This window comes from Acinetobacter sp. SWBY1 (assembly GCF_002946595.1).
Taxonomy (GTDB): Bacteria; Pseudomonadota; Gammaproteobacteria; order Pseudomonadales; family Moraxellaceae; genus Acinetobacter; species Acinetobacter towneri.
In genome coordinates, this window is sequence record NZ_CP026616.1 from 687,772 (window position 1) to 708,093 (window position 20,322).

The 20,322-nt window shown below is 40.7% G+C and carries 18 protein-coding genes; 7 read left to right on the forward strand and 11 right to left on the reverse strand.

All coding sequences use genetic code 11. The features are described from left to right. Positions 1-102: 102 nt before the first annotated feature. The 3 genes from C3Y93_RS03520 (at position 103) to C3Y93_RS03530 (ending at position 2,374) form a co-directional block, all read left to right on the forward strand. Entirely contained in the window at positions 103-486 is a 384-nt protein-coding gene (locus C3Y93_RS03520; RefSeq protein ID WP_104852091.1) for a DUF2237 family protein, read from the forward strand. A 7-nt stretch (positions 487-493) separates the two neighbouring features. Next, complete coding sequence (locus C3Y93_RS03525; RefSeq protein ID WP_104853236.1) at positions 494-1,087, forward strand: Maf family protein; 594 nt, start codon at positions 494-496, stop codon at positions 1,085-1,087. A 120-nt stretch (positions 1,088-1,207) separates the two neighbouring features. Beyond that, positions 1,208-2,374, forward strand: coding sequence for a cupin domain-containing protein (locus C3Y93_RS03530; RefSeq protein ID WP_104852092.1), 1,167 nt, complete (start codon positions 1,208-1,210; stop codon positions 2,372-2,374). Positions 2,375-2,407: 33 nt separating this feature from the next. Here the strand turns inward: C3Y93_RS03530 and C3Y93_RS03535 are convergent, their stop codons facing one another. The 6 genes from C3Y93_RS03535 to C3Y93_RS03560 form a co-directional block, all read right to left on the reverse strand. Next, entirely contained in the window at positions 2,408-4,318 is a 1,911-nt protein-coding gene (locus C3Y93_RS03535) for an ATP-binding protein (RefSeq protein WP_104852093.1), read from the reverse strand. Then, positions 4,315-5,019, reverse strand: coding sequence for a LuxR C-terminal-related transcriptional regulator (locus C3Y93_RS03540; RefSeq protein WP_104852094.1), 705 nt, complete (start codon positions 5,017-5,019; stop codon positions 4,315-4,317). The genes C3Y93_RS03535 and C3Y93_RS03540 overlap by 4 nt, the downstream gene beginning before the upstream one ends. A 276-nt stretch (positions 5,020-5,295) precedes the next feature. Next, entirely contained in the window at positions 5,296-6,339 is a 1,044-nt protein-coding gene (locus C3Y93_RS03545; RefSeq protein WP_096900878.1) for an alpha/beta hydrolase, read from the reverse strand. Then, on the reverse strand, positions 6,339-7,466 hold the full coding sequence (locus C3Y93_RS03550) for a YdcF family protein (RefSeq protein WP_104852095.1): 1,128 nt from the start codon (positions 7,464-7,466) through the stop codon (positions 6,339-6,341). Before C3Y93_RS03550 ends, C3Y93_RS03545 begins: the two co-directional genes overlap by 1 nt. Positions 7,467-7,472: 6 nt before the next feature. Beyond that, positions 7,473-8,513: a UDP-N-acetylmuramate dehydrogenase gene (gene murB, locus C3Y93_RS03555; RefSeq protein ID WP_104852096.1), complete on the reverse strand. Its 1,041-nt coding sequence runs from the start codon at positions 8,511-8,513 to the stop codon at positions 7,473-7,475. Between the two features lie 3 nt (positions 8,514-8,516). Beyond that, on the reverse strand, positions 8,517-9,026 hold the full coding sequence (locus C3Y93_RS03560) for a low molecular weight protein-tyrosine-phosphatase (RefSeq protein ID WP_004973278.1): 510 nt from the start codon (positions 9,024-9,026) through the stop codon (positions 8,517-8,519). Positions 9,027-9,145: 119 nt separating this feature from the next. Between C3Y93_RS03560 and C3Y93_RS03565 the strand changes: the two genes are divergently transcribed. Together C3Y93_RS03565 and C3Y93_RS03570 are read left to right on the forward strand one after the other, a co-directional pair. After that, positions 9,146-10,306, forward strand: a complete 1,161-nt coding sequence (locus C3Y93_RS03565) for an iron-containing alcohol dehydrogenase (protein ID WP_104852097.1) — start codon at positions 9,146-9,148, stop codon at positions 10,304-10,306. Between the two features lie 101 nt (positions 10,307-10,407). Further along, entirely contained in the window at positions 10,408-10,857 is a 450-nt protein-coding gene (locus tag C3Y93_RS03570; protein ID WP_004973275.1) for an acyl-CoA thioesterase, read from the forward strand. 60 nt (positions 10,858-10,917) lie between these two features. Here the strand turns inward: C3Y93_RS03570 and dnaX are convergent, their stop codons facing one another. The 4 genes from dnaX to C3Y93_RS03590 form a co-directional block, all read right to left on the reverse strand. Then, the gene (dnaX, locus tag C3Y93_RS03575; RefSeq protein ID WP_104852098.1) at positions 10,918-13,173 is read right to left on the reverse strand and encodes a DNA polymerase III subunit gamma/tau; all 2,256 of its coding nucleotides are present in this window, start codon (positions 13,171-13,173) and stop codon (positions 10,918-10,920) included. A gap of 65 nt (positions 13,174-13,238) precedes the next feature. After that, the gene (locus C3Y93_RS03580; protein ID WP_104852099.1) at positions 13,239-14,525 is read right to left on the reverse strand and encodes a serine hydrolase domain-containing protein; all 1,287 of its coding nucleotides are present in this window, start codon (positions 14,523-14,525) and stop codon (positions 13,239-13,241) included. Between the two features lie 89 nt (positions 14,526-14,614). Continuing rightward, positions 14,615-15,469 carry a MaoC family dehydratase gene (locus tag C3Y93_RS03585; RefSeq protein ID WP_104852100.1) on the reverse strand — a complete coding sequence of 285 codons (855 nt, stop codon included), beginning with the start codon at positions 15,467-15,469 and terminating at the stop codon, positions 14,615-14,617. A gap of 142 nt (positions 15,470-15,611) precedes the next feature. After that, on the reverse strand, positions 15,612-17,003 hold the full coding sequence (locus C3Y93_RS03590; protein ID WP_104852101.1) for a 3-oxoacyl-ACP reductase: 1,392 nt from the start codon (positions 17,001-17,003) through the stop codon (positions 15,612-15,614). Between the two features lie 239 nt (positions 17,004-17,242). Here C3Y93_RS03590 and C3Y93_RS03595 point away from each other — a divergent pair, with 239 nt between their 5' ends. Continuing rightward, the gene (locus tag C3Y93_RS03595) at positions 17,243-18,754 is read left to right on the forward strand and encodes an acetyl-CoA C-acetyltransferase (protein ID WP_104852102.1); all 1,512 of its coding nucleotides are present in this window, start codon (positions 17,243-17,245) and stop codon (positions 18,752-18,754) included. Positions 18,755-18,863: 109 nt separating this feature from the next. On the opposite strand, the gene aceI is transcribed toward C3Y93_RS03595, so the two are convergent. Next, on the reverse strand, positions 18,864-19,295 hold the full coding sequence (gene aceI / locus C3Y93_RS03600) for a chlorhexidine efflux PACE transporter AceI (RefSeq protein ID WP_104852103.1): 432 nt from the start codon (positions 19,293-19,295) through the stop codon (positions 18,864-18,866). A 107-nt stretch (positions 19,296-19,402) separates the two neighbouring features. Between aceI and C3Y93_RS03605 the strand changes: the two genes are divergently transcribed. Next, positions 19,403-20,293, forward strand: coding sequence for a LysR family transcriptional regulator (locus C3Y93_RS03605; RefSeq protein WP_104852104.1), 891 nt, complete (start codon positions 19,403-19,405; stop codon positions 20,291-20,293). Positions 20,294-20,322: the final 29 nt, after the last annotated feature.

Below are 20,322 nucleotides of genomic sequence, written 5' to 3' on the forward strand. Positions count from 1 at the left end.
TTAAATGATTATGCAGAAAAAGGTTAGCAACTTTTGTAGAATTGCTGTTTAAAGCAAAAGTTTTGATTATGATAGAGAAAAGCCACCATCTTTCTCGCACTTATGTCTATTCATCCTGATCCGAATATCAACCGTTTAAACGTTTTGGGCGAACCACTCGCCAGTTGTTGTTTTGACCCTATCACAGGGTATTTCCGTAACGGTTTTTGCCATACCGCCCCAACCGATTTAGGTCAGCATACTGTTTGCGCACAAATGACTTCGGAATTTCTAAACTTTTCGCAAAAAATTGGCAATGATTTGATCACACCGGTGCCTGAAGTTGGTTTTAATGGCTTACAACCAGGAGATTTCTGGTGCATTTGTGTCACCCGCTGGGTGGAAGCCTATCAGGCAGGTCATGCGCCACCGATTAAAATTCAAGCCTGTCATCAATCAGTATTGTCTTATGTGCCCTTAGATATCTTGATGGGCTATGCGGTGTGATGGCCTGATGCAACATCCTCAAATTATTTTGGCTTCTGGCAGTCAAACTCGGCAACAATTGCTGGATCGCTTGCATTTAGCGTATACATCTATCTCCCCAGATATTGATGAATCAGCATGCGGTGAAACTCATGCCGATGATTTAGCACGACGTTTGGCTTTTGAAAAAGCGCGCTGTATTGCGCTGCAACATCCTGATGCAATTGTGATTGGTTCAGATCAAGTGGCATGGCGTGAACAGCAGCCAGATATTTTTATAGGTAAACCGCTCACTTCAGAAAAAGCTATACAACAATTACAAGCCAATTCAGGTCAAACGGTTTATTTCAGCACTGCGCTGAGTGTGCAGCAGCAATCTACAGGCTTTGAACAAACGGTTGTAGAACACTACACAGTTAAATTCCGCAGCTTAACTGACAATGAAATTGCACGATATGTTGCAAAGGAACAACCGCTACATTGTGCAGGTAGTTTTATGTGCGAAGGTTTAGGTATTAGTCTGTTTGAAGCCATGCAAGGCAATGACCAAACTACTTTGATGGGTCTGCCGATGATTCAGTTATGCCGCATGTTAAGAATGCTGAATATTCAGGTTCCTTAAGTTTAAAACTGTGTAATTTAACAGCCGTGAATATTTATAAAGACTATAAATCACCTTGCCCTTTGCAGCGACAAATCAGACAATATTGAGATTATTGATAAAACTTGCTTAGGCTATTTTATGTCGCAACCTTTAGATGTTTTGGGCGGAATTACCGCAGAACAATTCCTAAGTGAATATTGGCAAAAAAAACCACTTTTGGTACGCAATGCACTCCCAGAAATTGCCAACCTACTTGAACCTAGTGATGTAATGGAACTGGCACTTGAAGAAGATGTGACTGCCCGTTTAATCAAACAAAAAGATCGCGATCCAAATCAATGGACTGTGAAATCATCACCGCTCATTAAGGCTGATTTTCAAAAAATGCCAAAGTTGTGGACGCTATTGGTACAAGCCGTTGATCATTACTCTTTTGATCTCGCTGAACTTTGGAAAAAATTTCCTTTTATTCCGCAATGGCGACGTGATGACATAATGGTGTCTTATGCCCCTAAAGGCGGCTCTGTAGGTCAGCATTTTGATTTCTACGATGTGTTTTTGCTACAAGGCTATGGACATCGTCGTTGGCAACTTGGGCAAATGTGTGATGCTGAAACTGAATTTGTCGCAGGACAACCGTTAAAATTATTGCCTGAAATGCAGGTCAATTTTGATGAAATTCTTGCACCTGGCGATTTACTCTATGTGCCACCGGGTTTGGCACATTATGGCGTGGCGGAAGATGATTGTCTGACGTTCTCGTTCGGTTTCCGCATGCCGAATATTAGTGAAATGATGGATCGAGTGAGCGATAAATTCTCTGCCGATGAAATGTTACGCACGCCACTACAAGACCTTGTTCGTAAAAAAAGTACCCAAATTGGCGAAATGACTGCGACAGAATTGGATTATCTGAAAGCAGAATTGTGGGCGCGTTTACAAAACTCATCGGTGTTGGATGATGCGATTTTAAGCTTAATGTCTGAACCGAAATATCCTGAAAATATTCCTGAAGTAGATGAAATAGGTGTAGGCGATTTAGAAGATGCGCTAGATCAGGGTTATCAAATCATGTTGGAACCCGCCTCTCGCCTACTTTATGCAAATCAGCTAGATGAAGTTTTATTTTGGGCGAATGGTGAAGCGATTTGTGTCGCAGAAGCATCTATCCCTACGCTGCAAAAAATTGCCAATGGTGAACGCGTGCTGCTCGATGAAAACCTTTACGACGCAAATATTTTGGAAGATTTGGTACAACTGCTCAATGAATCCATTTTAATGTTGTTACCTGCTGAAGACGCTTAAAATATTCGTTTCAGCCCCCTCAAGATGATCAATTCATCTTGGGGAATTTAGATAAGCGGGATCTAAAGTTAAAACTGCCTGAATTAACGTATAGCCAGGTGTCGAATTTAATTTTAATTGCCCTCCAACCCGTTCTAAACGCATTTTCATACTGCGCATCCCAATACTCATGCCATGTTCAAGCACGCTATTGGCTTCAAAACCTACACCATCATCCTGAATTTTAAGTACCAATTGCTTAGGCGGTACAAATTGCATACTGACGGATACATGCTTGGCTTGGCTGTGTTTAATCACATTGGTTAAACTTTCTTCTAATACCCGCATCAAAGTTAAGCACTGTAACGAATTCGGCTCAATCACCCATTCATTTGGAAAATCCCACTTGGAATGAATATCCATTTCATCCATCAATTGACTAAAACGATGACGTACTGGCGCAACCCAAATTTTAGGATTTTCAGGCACTTTAGAACCAATGGAAGAACCACTATCAATAATTTGACGTAAATCATCACGCAGTAATTTCAGCATAGATAAGAACTGCTGATTACTCATGTTCTGTTCGCTTTGGTCGACCATAATCATGGAACGTACCAAAGATGCACCCAAACCATCATGCAAATCATGCGATAGATGAATCCGCTCTTGCAAACGCACATTTTCCAATTCTAAATAATGCTTTTCTGACATACTGCGTTTTAAATCATCACTGACTTCAAAAACTTTAAGCTCTAAATCTTGATTAAATTTCTCAATTTTTTGAATATTTCTTTTTAGGCGCATGCCTAAAATAATCGCAATAAATAAAGTAATTACTGGCGAGGTATACGGTGATAATGGCTGATATAAACTTGCCGTTGCCGCATTACTTAAACGAAATACATCTACACCCGCAAAAAAGCCAATCAAGGTTAAACAAAATAGCAGCAGATATACTTCTGTTTTTGGGGATTTATACGCTAAATACGCCAAATAAAAATAAACCACGACTAGTAAGCTGGCATAACTTAAAAAGACAATCCCAAATACCAGTTTGACATAATCTAAGGATGTTAAAAACACACAAACAATTACCGCTAAACTCAGAATAAAAATACTTTCTTCCAATATTGGCAAGCGTTGATTGACAAACCTAATTAAATACAGACTAAAAGCTAAAACATAGAGGATAAAAAAGCTTAAATTGGCTTGAGATGCCACCAATACACTTGGGTATGGAAAGGTTTCTGTGGTTAAAAAATGAGAAATAAATAATAACCAGAACATGCAACTCAACGCGAACCAACCAAAACTCTGATCACGGCGTAAAAACAGCCAAATAACCAAACATAAAATGCCTAAAGTGGCAGATAAAATCGCATTAATTTCAAATAAAGTACGTTTATTCCATATACTTTGCTGGTGCTGTTCAATATTGTTATGCACATTATTAAAACTTATTTTTCCTATACCCGCATTTTGAAATGCATATCCATTTACATAGACCAATATTTGATTTTTACCTTGTTTTAAGCCTGAAATAGGTAAAATCCAGTAACGTGGCATATTCCAGTTTTTTGACAAAGGCTCTTCTAAATGTTGACTTGCCCAAAGTAAATCTTGATTCAGATAAACTGCCCCTGCACTATTTAAAAAATTCAGTGCAAAAACGATGGGTTGATTTAAACGATGATCACGCTCACAAAACCACTCCCACTCTATTTTGTACCACGCCCCACCATTATAATTTTTCCAGCGATCATCCCAAACGTCGGGCAGTTGAACATTTTCCCAACCCGTTTTAGGTTTTTTATTATGTGATGCTGTTTTGGCAGAGCTGATTGAAAGTACATGCACATTGCAGTACTGATTAATTGGGTACACCACTTGCTGCGCATAGCTTTGCCACGCACAGAACAATAACAACACGCCCAAACCACACTGCCAAAGCCTTTGAATCATAAAAGACCTAAAGTTCTAGCGGTACTGACAGCCTTAGTGCGTTTAGTGACCGACAACTTCCGATAGATATGTTTAATATGACTTTCAACGGTATAACGCGACACAAATAATTGCTCAGCAATTTCACGGTTACTTAAGCCCTGCGCCACCAGATTTAAAATTTCTAATTCACGATTGGTGAGCTGTTGATAATGTGAGTTGAATGCTTGAGCATCGGCGCGATCTGATAAATCTTCGGTCAGCACGGGTACTTTTTGATGTGAAATTTGCGATAAAATTTCACGGGCGATAAATGGGTCTATCGGTGCACCACCTCTTAAAATGCTGCGTATTGCGATAATAATTTCAGCATCATCACGTTCTTTAAGCACATAGCCTGTTGCACCTGCTTGAATTGCAGAAAATAAGCTGTCTTGGGTGCTCCATGCAGAAATCACCAAAATTAATGCGCTTGGATCTCTAAAATGTAATTGTTCGATTAGTTCTTTACCATTGCCATCGGGCAAGCCTAAATCGACTAAAGCTAAAGCAATCGGATGATCTTCTATACACGTCATTGCAGCTTTAAGATGACTCACGAAAAATAGCATGTCATCTTGATAGCCAATATCATGCAAAATTTTTCTAAGACGTGACTGAATAATAGGCTCATCTTCAACAATTAAAACCGGTACGGGTAATATCGCTTCAATTTCTGCCATCATTCATCCCCTTGATTATGTTTGTAAATATATCAATCGTTTTGATGTAAACACTATCCCTAGAATTAAGGAGTTTTTCAAATTTAGCTTATTTTATAAACATGAGCATAGCACTGAAACATGAAACTCGAGAATGAAATAAAAAATAAATGTGAAGTACTATTTTATTTTAGAAATCGCTTCACATTTTAATGAGCAGCGCAGCATAAATATGCTTTGATGCCGAGAACAGCATCAAAGCAAATGTAGAGCCGTATTTAAAAGATGGTTGATAAATTAATAATAAGTCTTAGAGCTATGTGCATGTAAAAATGCAGGAATCAGCCCTGTTAAAGCCGCACGAATATCCGCACGTTCATTGATTAATTGATGCGAGCCTTCTTCTAACATGAGTAAGGTTTGCAGGCGGAATTTACGCCGAATAAACTCAATGTTGTAGCGCCAATCTACGGTTTGATCTTGCGCCCCTTGTGCCAACCAAACAGGAATACGGCAAGCTGGACGTTCTTCCATCTCCAACATCCATTTAGACATGGCTAAAATCCAATCCATGCCCATCATTCTAGGTTGCAGCGGGTCTTTTAAACGCACAAAGCGTAAAAATTCAGGATTATGATTATTGCGTCGGAAATGTCGCGGCACTTCACGCTTAATCCGACGGATAATGCCCAAACCAACAGAGTTATGCCACCATGCCGATTTTGCAGGACGAATCAAAGGCGATAACAACAACACACGCTCTACAAATGGATTTTCACGGCGCTGAGCAAATTCCAACAAGTGATGCATCCAAATTGCACCACCTGTACTTTGCCCAATGCCCAACCACGGTTTTGGCAATTGATCGGCATTTTTTACATATTGATAAACCGCATGTAATACTTGCTGATAATGATCAAAATTTTTGATGTTGGCAGGATAACCATCACTCAATCCATGTCCGGGCAAATCATAAGTCAAAACACTAAAGCCCTGCTCTAATAATTCTTTGACGATAGGTTGATAAATCCCGCTATGTTCCAAATAGCCATGCAGTAGAAATACCGTGCCCTGCACCTGATCAAATTTGGTTTTGCTTAAATCGGGTTGAAAAATTTGCACATGCAATTTAAACAACGGCATTTGCACATAGCCTTGCCAATGTTCACAGTCCAACAAATGAAAACCATAAAGCTGTCGATAGGCTTGTAACTCAACACTCGGTTCAAAACCACGATTCAAATTTAAAGGTTGTAGAATTTGTGGTGTGGTTTCCCGACTCGGCACTGGCAAATCTAATTGCTTCAACACGCTTGGGTTTAAAAATGGAATATCAGGCATTATGGCACCTCGCGACATGCGCTAGAACCAATCAAGACATCCCGAATGGTGGCAAGCATTTCATAATTGGCACGGCGGCTATGATCATAGTTTTGTTCACTTGGACGCCATGCAGTCAGTTGAGTCGGCATGGGAGCCTCGACTGGAATCGTTTCAATTCCATTCAAAGCAAATAAACGGCGGGTGCGTGGCATGTGATAACGGTCTGTAATCAAAATCACTGTCGGCGCCCCCCCTTTTTTTTGTAATAATAAAGAACTAAAACGTGAATTTTCACAAGTATTCATGCTGCGATCTTCTAATAATTTTGCTTCGACATCATATTTTTTTAACCAACGCTGCATATAAGGTGCTTCTACACCACTCAGTACAATCGGCAATTGATATTGTTTTACCACCGCTAGGGTCGTTTCTAAACGTAAACGTGTGTAGTCATTGACCACAATATCTTTGCCATTATCATCTAAAGTTAAGCCACCACCTAAAACCACAATCGCATAAGGTTTAGAATTTGCAGGTATTTTGGGAATATTTTGTTGCTGAATTAAGGCAATATCTTTAAAGATTTCTTCATCTACAGGCTCACTTTCGGTTTCGGCAATTTTATGAGTGCTTAAAAACTCCAAGTATTGTTCCATGAGTGCCTGATTTTCATGACTATCCAAATTGAGCAAGGCTTTTACATTTTCGGATGGGTCTTCTACAACTGCTTCAGAAGCTGCATTAGACACCAACAATGGGACTTGCGGCAACTCTTGCTCAGATGCTAATTTTTTTTGCGTTTGTTCTTCTAAAATAAGCGCTTGTAAGGCTTTATAACGAGCCTGAATTAAAGTTAAATTTTTCGAATTTTCAGATTGAATCTCTTGCTCCATCAGCTTCAAATAAGCTTGTCGGGCAATCCATAAATCTGAACCGGGTTCCAAGCTGTCTTGATCACTAAACGCCGCCATTTGCTGACTTTTTGCTGCCACTTGATTCACTTCTACAGGTACCAAAGTGTTCAGCGTTTTGACCACCAAAGTAGAATAAAAAGGTGAATAGATAAAAATCATGAACGCTGCAAACAATACAAATAGCACGGCAGCAATTTGTACCAATCTGAGCATCCAATGATTCTGTTTCATCTTCACTTAACCTACCGGTTGATGTGCACGAATCAAACCTGTTTCATCAAATAACACAGGTTCAGGTTCTAGTGAAATACCAAAACGACTCAAAACATCTTGCTGCACAGCACGATAGGTGTGTTGCACATCTGCCAAAGTGGCATCGGCATAATTGACTAAAACCAACGCTTGTTTATGAAACATACCCACCACACCCAGTTGTTTTCCCTTCCAGCCAGCTTGATCAATCAACCAGCCTGCTGCAATTTTAACTTGCGCATTCGGCTGTGGGTAATGGGGTAAATTTGGAAATTGTGCTGCAATTTGGTCAAATTGCTGAGTCGAAATCACAGGATTTTTAAAGAAACTACCTACATTTGGATATTCTGCAGGATTAGGCAGCTTACTTTGGCGAATTTGAATGACTTGTTGCTGCAGATTTTCAGCAGTTTGCTCATCGCCTACAGCAGCTTTTAAGTCGCCATAATTTAATTTTAACGCAGCCTGTTTTAACAGTTTAAAAGTCACATGGGTAATGATGTAACGGTTGGGATGATCTTTAAAAATACTGTGTCGATAGGCAAACTGACAATCTGCTGCAACAATTGAGCTGAATTGTTGGCATTCACGATCATAGACCTGCACAGATTCAATAAACTCACCGACTTCAACGCCATAAGCACCAATATTTTGCACAGGTGAAGCGCCGACCAAACCTGGAATTAAAGCCAGATTTTGCAGACCATATAACTTTTGTTCCGTACTCCACAACACAAACTCATGCCAGACTTGTCCTGCCCCAACTTTTAGGGTGACACTTGCATCATCTTCAGCGCATTTTTCGATGCCCTGAATATCCATGTGCATGACCAAGGCATGAATATGTTCAGGCAATAACATATTGCTACCACCCGACAAAATCAGCACATTTAACTGTTCTGTCTGAGCAAATGCCAAAGCATCCTGCACATCTTGGATATTTTCAACTTTGACATAATGCGATGCAGTTGCATCTAAATTTAACGTATTGAACGGTTTGAGTTGCATGTTGTGTTGAATGTGCATGACTTAAACCTTCAATTCAAATTGTTGTTGTAAAACTTTCACCCATGCGCGACTACTCGACTCGCATTGATCGAGCACCCGCTCAAAACCATCGGCTTCGCCATAATATGGATCGGGTAATTCTTGCTGCGTATAATGCGGATCGTGTTCGCTCATTAAGGCTATTTCAGCGCGCAAACTGCCCAGTTCAGCTTCAGCACGGCGCATTAAAGATTGAATATTGCTTAAGTTTTCAAAATCCATCGCCAAAATCAAATCAAACTCGACAAAGTCTTGTATACGTAACTGACGCGCGCGCAATGTAGATAAGTCATAACCACGTTTGAACGCATGTTTTTGGCTGCGTAAATCTGGGGCTTTGCCTGGATGATAATTACTGGTTCCAGCAGAATCTACCAACACATTGAGTTGTTGTTCATCACAAAAATGTCGAAGTACAATTTCTGCCGTTGGAGAGCGGCAAATATTTCCCAAACAAACACATAACACCTTATATGGCGTTTTGGATGACATAAACAACCTCAAAGCTACTTTATTTTTAAGAGTCTTATGTTAAGTTATTTATGATATGAATCCTATATCGTGACCCTACAATAATGTTGAATTAAGTATAAAAATTAGGAATAAAGACGATGCAGCATTTTCAATTTCAAACAGTTGGCAACATTATTTCTGGATTGGGTTCAATTTCTGAACTAAAAACGGTTTTAACCGAAAAGAGTTATAAGCGTTTGTTATTGGTCACCGATGTTGGCATTTTACAACAACAATTACATCAACCTATTTTAGAAATTTTAAAGCAACTGCAACTGGACTATGCCATTTACTCGAATGTGCAAGCCGACCCCGCAGAACAGATTGTGTTAGAAGCAGTTGATTTTGCCAAACAGCAAAATATTGATGTTGTATTAGGTTTTGGTGGGGGTAGTGCGATGGATGTCGCCAAAATTATTGCCGTGCTGAGTCATTCCGAACAAACTCAACAACTGTCGGACTTGTACGGTGTTGGCAATGCGAAAGCACCACGTTTACCACTCATTTTAGTTCCCACAACAGCAGGTACAGGTTCAGAAGTCACACCTATTTCCATTGTCACCACAGGTGCAACCAGTAAAACAGGCATTGTTTCTCCTATTTTATATGCCGATGTTGCCATTTTAGATGCCAATTTTACCCGTCATCTACCTGCACAGATTACCGCAGCCACAGGTATAGATGCGATGGTACATGCCATTGAAGCCTATACTTCTAAAATCAAAAAAAATGCGTATTCAGATTTTCTGGCAAAACATGCGCTGCGTTTACTTGATCAAAACTTAAAATTAGTGCTTGAAGATGGCAGCAATATGCAAGCACGGCAAAATATGCTGTTTGGTTCAATGCTGGCAGGACAAGCCTTTGCCAATGCTCCTGTGGCTGCGGTGCATGCACTTGCCTATCCTTTAGGCGGGCATTTCCATATTTCACATGGTCATAGCAATGCATTGGTACTGACTGAAGTTTTAAAGTTTAATGCGCCTGCTGCAAAACAATACTATGCAGAACTAATGTGTTGGTTAGACCCTCGTAGCAAAGGCTGCACAGATGGATTATGTGATTTATTTATTGATCATTTACAAAATCATTTAGATCAAAGTGGTTTGTTGTTAAAACTCAATGCATTAGGCATTGCAGAAAACATACTGCCACAATTGGCAGAAGATGCGATGCTGCAAAGCCGTTTATTGCAAAACAACCCGAGAGCAATGCAAATGCAGGATGCGTTACAGATTTACCAAGCCATTTATGCCTAACATTTACGCTTAACGTTCTGTATTTAACTTTCTACATTTATTTGGGATGATTTCCACCCATTAAAGCATGACACCACGTCGATAAAAATATAGGTAAACTTGTGAAACCTGACACCAAAACCCGTGAGCAATACGCTTTTTTCTTTCCCATCCAAACTCGCTGGGCAGACAACGATATGTATGGACATGTCAATAATGTCACTTATTACAGCTATTTTGACAGCGCAGCCAATGCCCTACTGATGCAAAAAGCAGGCTTTGAACCCAAACGATCACCCTGTATTGGTTTAGTGGTCAATTCCACCTGTCATTTTTTGCAGGAATTGTCCTATCCTGAAATGATTGAAGTAGGTGTTGCTATTCAAAAAATTGGAAACTCATCCTTAATTTATGATTTGGCAATTTTTAAAAACAATCAAAATCTTGCCGCTGCACAAGGACAAGTGGTGCATGTATTTGTAGATCGAATTACACGCCAAAACTGCCCGATTCCTGACTCCATCCGCGAAGCATTACAGCCATATAAAAGCACAGATTCAGCTTGCGCTTAGCAAAAAATAAGGCTGGTTTGACCCAGCCTTAAAATTCTGCAAACAAAAGCTAACAACAGGTTATTTCAACTGAATGTTATGTAATTCGCCATCAAAGTTTTGCAAAATATCTTTCACAATCGGTTCTTGATGCAATAAATTTTCAGCCCGTTGATAAGCGCGTTGTTTGCGCTGTTGCTGCAAAATGTACGGTGTCGTGTCATCCACATTTTCATATTGCACTTTAAACAGAGTTTTACTCCACTGTTCTTTTAAAGCACTTTCTAAAGCATGTTGCAGTTGAGTCAATAACTGCTGATATTGCTCAGGAATATGAAAAACCGATTCAGCATTAATCTGCCCCGTCATTACGCCATGCTGCGCCAATTCTTGCACGGCAGGTGACAACTCGCTGTGTCTAAACCAATATTCCCACTTGTCTAAAGTCCACTCACCTTCTAAAACTTGCGGCTGTAAACGCAGAATATCCTGCGGCATTAATTGATCATCGGCATTAGATGCTATGGTTTGCTGCGGTTGTGCTGTCGCACTGGCAACATTCGGTTCGACTTCAGTCGCTGCTAAATCAAATAAAGCGGTTTCTGCATTACTTACATTTTGTGTAATTGACGGTGAAGCATTATTCGATTGTAGTGTAGATGAAACTAGCGATGTTTCGGCTGATGCAGCAAGATCACCTAACGGTGCAACGGCATCAAAACTTTCCAGTAAAAAATCATCATGACTTTGCACATCAGATGTAGTGCTTACCGATGAGGCATCTTCATCTAAACCAAACAATTGTGCATCTGCATTTGGATCAAACACGATAGATTCAGATTGCTTATCCTCAGCCTGTATTGCAGTTTCTTCATTCACTGCAGGTTCTGACATAGATTCTGGTGAAATCGCAGCTGTTGAGTGTAGCGCTTGCGGAGTCGGTTGTTGCGCTTGAATCGACTGTTGATCTTGATGTGTTAAAGCTTCAGGCTCATCCTCATCTAAAAAATCATCTGAAGAAGGTTCTGCAACACTGGTTTGTGTCGTGGTGTGATCTGAATAATCGTCATCCTCATAGTCAAATCCATCAAGATCAGGTGTTGCAACCGCATCTAATTCAGTTACATGCTGTTCCGCTTGTGCTGTATTTTGAGTTGCCACAGCTTGTGGAGTTTGCTCCATTTGAGCAACTGGCGGGGAAGCCGCTGTTTGTGCAGTATTTTGTGGCGCAGCAACCAACACTTCATTGGCTTGCAAAGGTCGAAATGCCAGTAAACGCAGTACACACATTTCAAAACCTTGTTCTTGGGTTACGGCAATTTGTAAATCGGCGCGTCCTTTACAAGCAATTTGATAATACAACTGTAAATCTTGTGCAGAGATCAGACCCGCAAGCTGCTGAATTTTTTGATTAATTTTAGCACTGTATTTTAGGTTTAAATCTGGCAGATATTGCATGATTGCCAATTCATGCAGTGTCGAAATTAACTGATCCAACACCAAAGACACATCTAAAGCTTGCTGTCTAAATTGTAATAACAACTGACTCACACGCTGCTGTTGGTTTTGATGAATCGCTAAAATCAAATCATAGATAATGGTGCGATCAATCAAGCCCAGCATGTCTTTGACATCTTGATGATGAATTTCACCCTGACCATAAGCAATGGCTTGGTCTGTCAAAGACATCGCATCACGCAAAGAACCTTGCGCAGATTCAGCAATCTGCCAAATTGCATCTTGCTCTGCAACAATCTGTTCTTTGGCTAAAATATCCGTTAAATGACTGGTAATTTCATCGACCTGCAATGGACGCAAAGTAAATTGCAAACAGCGCGAAATCACAGTAATAGGGAGTTTTTGTGGGTCTGTGGTCGCAAACAGAAACTTCACATGCTCAGGCGGTTCTTCCAAAGTTTTTAGCAAAGCATTGAACGAATGCGTAGACAGCATGTGCACTTCGTCAATCAGATAAACCTTAAAACGTCCCTGAGTTGGTGCATAAGGTACGTTATCAAGCAACTCGCGTGTATCTTCAACTTTGGTACGTGATGCCGCATCAATTTCGATTAAATCAATAAAACGACCTTCATTGACCGCAGTACAGGTCGGACACACTTCACACGGAGTAGACGTCACGCCTATTTCACAGTTCAGGCATTTGGCTAAAATACGCGCAATGGTAGTTTTACCTACACCACGTGTTCCCGTAAAAAGATAAGCATGGTGCAAACGACCACGTTCTAAAGCACTGCTCAATGCCCGTGATACATGGTTTTGTCCCACTAATTCATTAAAATTACGAGGACGATATTTACGCGCAAGTACCTGATACATGAATGCTCCTTTTTACAGGTCTAAGCATACTGTTTTTTTGGCAAAGAGTGAACGTACAATCACGCCTAAAACCAGCCTTTACGCCCTTGCAATTGCCGATCTGCACAGCGAATGGCTTCCTGACTCAGTCCCCAAAGTCGATAATCACCAATTAAAGAACCTGCAGCAAAATTATGGGTATAGGCAAAACTGAGTTGACGGTCAGGATCACACCACGCGCCTGAACCATTAAAACCCATGTGTCCAAAACCGTGAGAGCGCTTACCCAAACTTAATACACGGTGATAGCCTAATCGCCAATGCATCGGGATAGGCATAACTCGATCACGCTGCACATATTGCACTTGGCTTAATTGCTGAAAAACTTCAGGCTGAACCAATTGCTGACCCTGCCATGATCCACCCTGCGCCAACATGGCATAAATACGTGCCAAACTTTGGGCAGTAAATACACCATTGGCAGCAGGAATCACAGCTTGCAAACCAGTATCACTAAAAAAACTAAAATTTTTCATGCCTTTGGGAATCATGCCATCCTGAAAGTCTTGTGGGTTTTGACCACTCCATGCAATGACTTTATCGAATATTGATACAGGACGTTTGCTCGATTTAGCTTGGTTTTTAACTTTAGCTGTCTGTTTATTTGTAGATGATGCATCTGTTTGCGCTGATGTCACAGCAGTTTTAAATGGTCGTGCGACACGGGAAAGCTCAGACGCAGGCACACCAAAATACGCCCCATCCAAAGCCAAAGATTCAACCAAGTATTGCTGCATCAATTCAGCCAATGTTCGACCTGAAGCTTTTTCTAAAATCCCACCGACCAGCCAACCAAAAGTTAAAGGTTGATACGCTGCCTCACTTGCTACATCAAAACGTGGCTTGGCTTGAGCCAACACATCCAGCATGTGCGACCAATCTGCCATTTCAGTCGCATCGGCAATGATATTACGGATGTCATATAAACCACTTTGATGACTCAGTACGTGTCTTAAGGTCATCAATGCTTTGCCATTTTGGGCAAATTCGGGCCAGTATAAATAAATGGGAGTATCGTAATCGACCAGTCCTTGACTGACCAAAATATGTGCCAGTGTCGCCAATACACCTTTGCCTGTGGAATAACATACCGATAATGTATTGGCTTGCCAGTCTTCATCTGGCGACTTTTTACCTGTGTAAATATCAACGACTTTCTGACCTTGAAAGTACACCGCTAAAGCCGCTCCACCCTGTTGGCTACGTGCATTTTGCAAACGGCTAAATTGCATCGCTAAATCTCGAAATTCAGGTGCAATCCATCCACGATAATTTTCAGTTTCAGCAAAAATATAATCCTTTAAATGTTGCATCGTCCTGTCTATCTCGTTTTTATTTTTAATAAGAATTTAGCGCAAATAAAAAGCCTAAATCCAAAAGATTTAGGCTTTCAATCACTGAATTAAAGCGCGGTGACAACACCTGTCACGTGCGGTTTTTGGTTTTTACTGTTTCGAATTAAAAAGTCTGTATTTTTAGCTTCAGTTGCAGTTAAAAACTCAACTTTAGATGGCAAATACATAGGTAACTTAAACCAAACATTGGCTTCATAAGCATCTGGCAAAGTCAAACTCGATAAGGCTTTGGCTTTGCTCCACATGCCGTGCGCAATCGCTTGTTTAAAGCCAAATGCTTTTGCAGTAATCGCGTGGATATGAATTAAGTTAAAATCGCCAGACGTTAAGGCATAACGGCGACCTGTATTTTCAGAAATATCCCATTCAGCTTGAACGGCATAGTTTAGCGCTTTGCTTTCTGCAGGCTTTGCAGCAGCTTTAGTGGTGGTTTTTTGACGTGCTAAATACGTGGTCAAACCTTCCATCACCACCTCATTGCCTACTTTAACGGTGGTAATAAAATCAAACTGTACGCCTTTATCATGTGGTTGCAATTCACCAAATTTACACGACAAGGTCAGTTGTTCATTCAATCCAACTTTACGGCTTTGTTTGACTTGGTTGCGAATATGCACCAAGCCCAAAATTGCAAATGGAAATGCTTCTTGGGTCATCATGTGCATTTGCAGACTTTGTGACAATACAGCCAAATAAATTGCAGGAATATAGCCGTTATTTTTAAAACCTGTCACTGCATTATAGGCTTTTAAGTGCTTTTGATCGACCTTGAATGAATCCACCACATATTCAACTTGCGGCAGAACTTTTTCACCTTTTGGCTTTTTAAAAATTAAGCCCTGAATCACTTTTGGATAGGCTAAATAGGGTTTTGGAAGTTGACTAAAATGGCGAGTATTCATACTAAACCTTTGAGAAGTTTTTCTAATTTATTTAATGGAGTTCTTTCTCCCGCTGGGAGAAAGCTAGAGAGAAGGGTTAATAATCTATCCCCTTATCTCCCTCTTCTAAATCCTCTCCCCAAGGGAGAGAACTTTGAAGGTGTTAAGCCCCTAACAAGCTTTGACCACAAACACGTACCACGTTACCATTAATACCTGTCGATGCCGATGAAGCAAAGTAAGCAATGGTTTCTGCAACGTCTACAGGTAAACCACCTTGACTCATAGAGTTCATACGGCGACCTGCTTCACGAATGGCAAAAGGAATTGCAGCAGTCATTTGCGTTTCAATAAAGCCCGGTGCAACCGCATTAATGGTGATGCCGTTGTTTAAAACAGGTGCGGTGAATTTCACGACACCAATCACGCCAGCTTTAGATGCTGCATAGTTGGTTTGACCCAAGTTGCCTGCAATACCTGAAATTGAAGATACGCAAACAATTCGACCATTGGCATTCAAACCTTCATTTTCTAACAAGTAATCATTAACACGCTCAATTGCAGACAAGTTAATGTTAATTACCAAATCCCAAAGCTCTGGTTTCATATTCGCCAAAGTTTTGTCACGGGTAATGCCGGCATTATGCACAATAATATCCAAACCACCCTGCGCAGCAGCAGCTGATTTAATTTGCTCACCTGCATCTGCAGCAGTAATGTCAATTGCTAAAGTTGAACCACCAATTTCAGCAGCCACACGGTCTAAATCTGCTTGTTGTTGTGGAACGTCTAGGCAAATAACGTGTGCACCATCACGTGCCAATACATGCGCAATTGCTTCACCAATACCACGGCTTGCACCTGTCACTACAGCAGTTTTACCTGCCAATGGTTTTGCCCAATCTACCTCTACAGTTGCAGCATTCGAGACACGGATCACCTGACCTGACACATAAGCTGAACGTGGTGAAATGGCAAAACGTAACGTAGATTCTAAGTTTGCTGCAGCACCTTGATCGACATAAATTAAGTTAGCCGCAATGCCTTTTTTAAATTCTTTGCCTACCGATTTTACAAAACCTTCCAAAGCGCGTTGTGCAATGGCTTTTTTTACACTGCCTGCAGTTTCTGGTGTAGTACCAATCACCACCACGCGACCAGAAGCCTGAATTTGACGTGCGATTGGGTTAAAGAAATCATAAAGCGCTTTTAATTTTTCTGAGTTTTCAATACCTGAAGCATCAAACACCACCACTTTAAATTTAGATTCTTTATCGCCTGGATTGAATGCACCTAAATTTAAGCCCACTTTTGCCGCAGCTTGTTGCAATTCTGCATTGTTACCTGCATAACTGTTGGCATGTACATTAGCTAAAACTTGTGCAATTGATGCAGACAAATCACTTGCAGGGGCTGCACCTAAAAGTACTGCACCTTTTACCACTGGTGTTGCAGACTCAAAACGATCTAAAAAAGTTGGGGATGGTAAACCCAAATTTTTAATGACAAATTTACCAATAGGAGATTTTGCAAATGTTTGATATTGATCAGTCATGATTATTATCTCTCATAAATTCATTTTTTGATGGATTACACGATATCTTTTAACATCAATATGATGCCAAATGCCCACATTTCAATAGCGTTACCCGTTTGTGCTAAATCATACTTGAGTTAATTATGAGATGTCTTGACCTGAATGCATTCTGCAATGTCATTGTAGTCAATTCAGCTGTCATACTATTGTGCTAATGTACGCATCAAGTAGACCCTTAACATGCTTGGAAAAGCCTTATGAGCAAAACAACTCAAGAAAATCCAGCAGTGGAAAATTCTGCAACGGATTCTGTGTCAAATACATCAACTGCTAAACGTACAAGCAAAAGTAGCAACACTGCAACCCGTTCCAACACGAGTACGACAAAAACTACACGTACCCGCACGACTAGCCGTGCTAAAACAACTGCTTCAACGCAAACAAAAGCACCATCTAATACCAATACCTCTGTTCAACAGGATAAAATTATGAGCCAAAACACTGTTCGCCGCGTTGCTATTATCGGTGGTAACCGTATTCCATTCGCACGTTCTAATGGCGCTTACTTTACTGCATCTAATACAGATATGTTTACAGCAGCATTAAATGGTCTTGTTGAACGATTCAACTTACAAGGTCAGCGTTTGGGTGAAGTTGTTGCAGGTGCAGTGCTCAAACACAGCCGTGACTTTAACATGACTCGTGAGTGCGTACTCAATACTGCCCTTGCTCCTGAAACACCAGCTTACGATATACAACAAGCATGTGGTACTGGCTTGCAGGCTGCTTTTTTAGTTGCGAATAAAATTGCACTGGGTCAAATCGAGGTTGGTGTTGCAGGCGGTGTAGATACGACTTCTGACGCGCCAATCGCATTTGGCGATGGTTTGCGTAAAGCATTGCTTGAATTGAACATTGCAAAAACAGGTAAAGACCGCTTAAAAGCATTAACCAAAATCAACATTAAAGATTTAATGGATGCGCCACGTAACGGTGAACCACGCACAGGTTTATCAATGGGCGACCACCAAGCCATTACTACGTTGGAATGGGGCATCTCTCGTGAAGCGCAGGATGAGTTAGCAGCTTCATCTCACCAAAAAATGGCAGCTGCCTATGACGAAGGTTTCTTTGATGATCTCATCACGCCATTCTTAGGTTTAGAACGTGACAATAACTTACGTGCAGATTCTACTGTAGAAAAACTAGCGAAGTTAAAACCTGCTTTTGGTAAAGGCGACGCGCGCACTATGACGGCGGGTAACTCGACTCCACTAACCGATGGTGCATCTTGCGTATTACTTGCCTCTGAAGAATGGGCAAAAGCCAATGGTCATGAAGTCTTGGCATATTTGACTTTCCAAGAAACTGCCGCAGTTGATTTTGTAGGTAAAAAAGAAGGTTTGTTGATGGCGCCTGCATACGCTGTCCCACGTATGCTTGAACGTGCTGGTTTAACATTACAAGACTTCGACTATTACGAAATTCACGAAGCATTTGCTTCACAAGTCTTGTCGACCTTAAAAGCATGGGAAGATCCGAACTTCTGTAAAGAGCGTTTAGGTTTAGATGCACCTTTAGGATCAATTGATCGTAGCAAGCTGAACGTCAAAGGTTCATCTTTGGCAGCAGGTCACCCATTTGCAGCAACAGGCGGACGTATTATTGCCACTGCGGCGAAACTTCTGAATCAAAAAGGTTCAGGTCGCGTATTGGTGTCAATCTGTGCAGCAGGCGGTCAAGGTGTAACAGCCATTATTGAAAAATAATTCTGCCTAGTTCCAATTTAGATAGCAATAAAAGCCACTTGATTCATTCAGGTGGCTTTTTTATAACCCTAAATTTATAGCAGCCAACTTTTAATTAGCTACTAGCGCTTTATCTGACTGAATGTTGCGGGGCATAACCCAGTTTCGCTTCAATATGGTCATAACAATATTGAAAAATAAAGGTATAGAGCAAAATGCTGAGCGTCATCAGCAAATCAATCAAAATTGCCTGCAGCAGAGATATTTCTAAGGCATACGCCACCATGGGAATAGTGGCGAGCATTAAGCCACCTTCAAAACCGATTGCATGTAAAACGCGGATTTTAAAAGTTCTGCGTAATTGGTGTTGCGCTTCAAACTTTTCAAAATAGTGATTGAAAAACATATTCCACAGCACCGATGTCACCGCCATCGCAATGCCTAGACCACCTGTCACTTGCATTGGCATTTCAAACACATAACTTAATGCCAAAGCAATGATGACCAATAAAATCACTTCATAACTCAGGGCATGTACCCATCTTCTTTTGGAAATCAACATCTGCTTACTCAAATACTTATCCTTCCCCGCTTATTTTATTTTCACTTAATTGACTAATCGAGTTAGAATCCATCAATAATATTGAAAGATAAAAGCCAACCTCTGTCATGAATATCAATCAAGATCAGCTGATTATTTTTATCACCGTCATGGAAACGGGTTCTTTTTCTGCAGCTGCACGTCAATTGGGCAAAGTGCCTTCGGCAATTAGTATGTCAATTGCCAATTTAGAAATTGATTTAGACTTAAAACTGTTTGAACGGGTTGGGCGTGAACCTCTGCCTACCCCACAAGCACAGAGTCTTTACGAAAAAAGTAAACAACTGCTCATAGAAATGAAGCAGTGGAAACAGCATGCTTTTGCACTCAGTTCTGGGCTGGAAGCACACTTAAATATTGTGGTGGTATCTGAATTACTACACACTCGCTGGACAGATTATATTGTGCTGCTAGAACAGCAATTTCCTGAATTGCAGATCAATATTTTCTCTGCACCACAAGAAGATGCGTTACATTTACTGATGACTCAAGCAGCAGACCTAGCGTTTATGTTTGAACGCGAGCAATTGCAAAACAGTGAACAATTTGTGGAATTAAAACGTGAAGTTTTAGTGCCTGTCGCAGCCCGACATTCACCGCTGGCCGAATCAGAACAAGTTAGTTTTGAACAGATTTTACAAAATCGGCAAATTGTAGTAGCAAGCCGTGATCGGCAGATTAAACCCGAGTTGTTATTTTCTAAGCACTATTGGCGTACCGATAATCATCATTCTGCCTGCAGTATGATTAAGCAGGGTTTAGGCTGGGGTGTCTTGCCCTTGGAAATGCTGAATGAACATCCTGAACTACAACACGAATTAAAAATTTTACAGCTGCTAGATTTCACCCCAAAATTTGAATATTTTGTCGATTTGGTCTGGAGCCGAGAACATCAATTGGGCGCTGCTGCTCATTTTTTGATTAATCACGTCCGAAATCTGAGAAAAACTGGTAAATAATCCACAAACCCTCTTACTTGGTACTTGGG

Bases quoted from the DNA above. Each gene is read 5' to 3' on its own strand.
- C3Y93_RS03565 (WP_104852097.1), top strand. From the start codon at position 9,146: ATGCAGCATTTTCAATTTCAAACAGTTGGCAACATTATTTCTGGATTG.
- C3Y93_RS03545 (WP_096900878.1), bottom strand. From the start codon at position 6,339: ATGCCTGATATTCCATTTTTAAACCCAAGCGTGTTGAAGCAATTAGAT.
- C3Y93_RS03530 (WP_104852092.1), top strand. From the start codon at position 1,208: ATGTCGCAACCTTTAGATGTTTTGGGCGGAATTACCGCAGAACAATTC.
- dnaX (WP_104852098.1), bottom strand. From the start codon at position 13,173: ATGTATCAGGTACTTGCGCGTAAATATCGTCCTCGTAATTTTAATGAA.
- C3Y93_RS03540 (WP_104852094.1), bottom strand. From the start codon at position 5,019: ATGGCAGAAATTGAAGCGATATTACCCGTACCGGTTTTAATTGTTGAA.
- C3Y93_RS03525 (WP_104853236.1), top strand. From the start codon at position 494: ATGCAACATCCTCAAATTATTTTGGCTTCTGGCAGTCAAACTCGGCAA.
- C3Y93_RS03535 (WP_104852093.1), bottom strand. From the start codon at position 4,318: ATGATTCAAAGGCTTTGGCAGTGTGGTTTGGGCGTGTTGTTATTGTTC.
- C3Y93_RS03550 (WP_104852095.1), bottom strand. From the start codon at position 7,466: ATGAAACAGAATCATTGGATGCTCAGATTGGTACAAATTGCTGCCGTG.
- aceI (WP_104852103.1), bottom strand. From the start codon at position 19,295: ATGTTGATTTCCAAAAGAAGATGGGTACATGCCCTGAGTTATGAAGTG.
- murB (WP_104852096.1), bottom strand. From the start codon at position 8,513: ATGCACATTCAACACAACATGCAACTCAAACCGTTCAATACGTTAAAT.
- C3Y93_RS03590 (WP_104852101.1), bottom strand. From the start codon at position 17,003: ATGACTGATCAATATCAAACATTTGCAAAATCTCCTATTGGTAAATTT.
- C3Y93_RS03595 (WP_104852102.1), top strand. From the start codon at position 17,243: ATGAGCAAAACAACTCAAGAAAATCCAGCAGTGGAAAATTCTGCAACG.
- C3Y93_RS03580 (WP_104852099.1), bottom strand. From the start codon at position 14,525: ATGCAACATTTAAAGGATTATATTTTTGCTGAAACTGAAAATTATCGT.
- C3Y93_RS03560 (WP_004973278.1), bottom strand. From the start codon at position 9,026: ATGTCATCCAAAACGCCATATAAGGTGTTATGTGTTTGTTTGGGAAAT.
- C3Y93_RS03585 (WP_104852100.1), bottom strand. From the start codon at position 15,469: ATGAATACTCGCCATTTTAGTCAACTTCCAAAACCCTATTTAGCCTAT.
- C3Y93_RS03520 (WP_104852091.1), top strand. From the start codon at position 103: ATGTCTATTCATCCTGATCCGAATATCAACCGTTTAAACGTTTTGGGC.
- C3Y93_RS03605 (WP_104852104.1), top strand. From the start codon at position 19,403: ATGAATATCAATCAAGATCAGCTGATTATTTTTATCACCGTCATGGAA.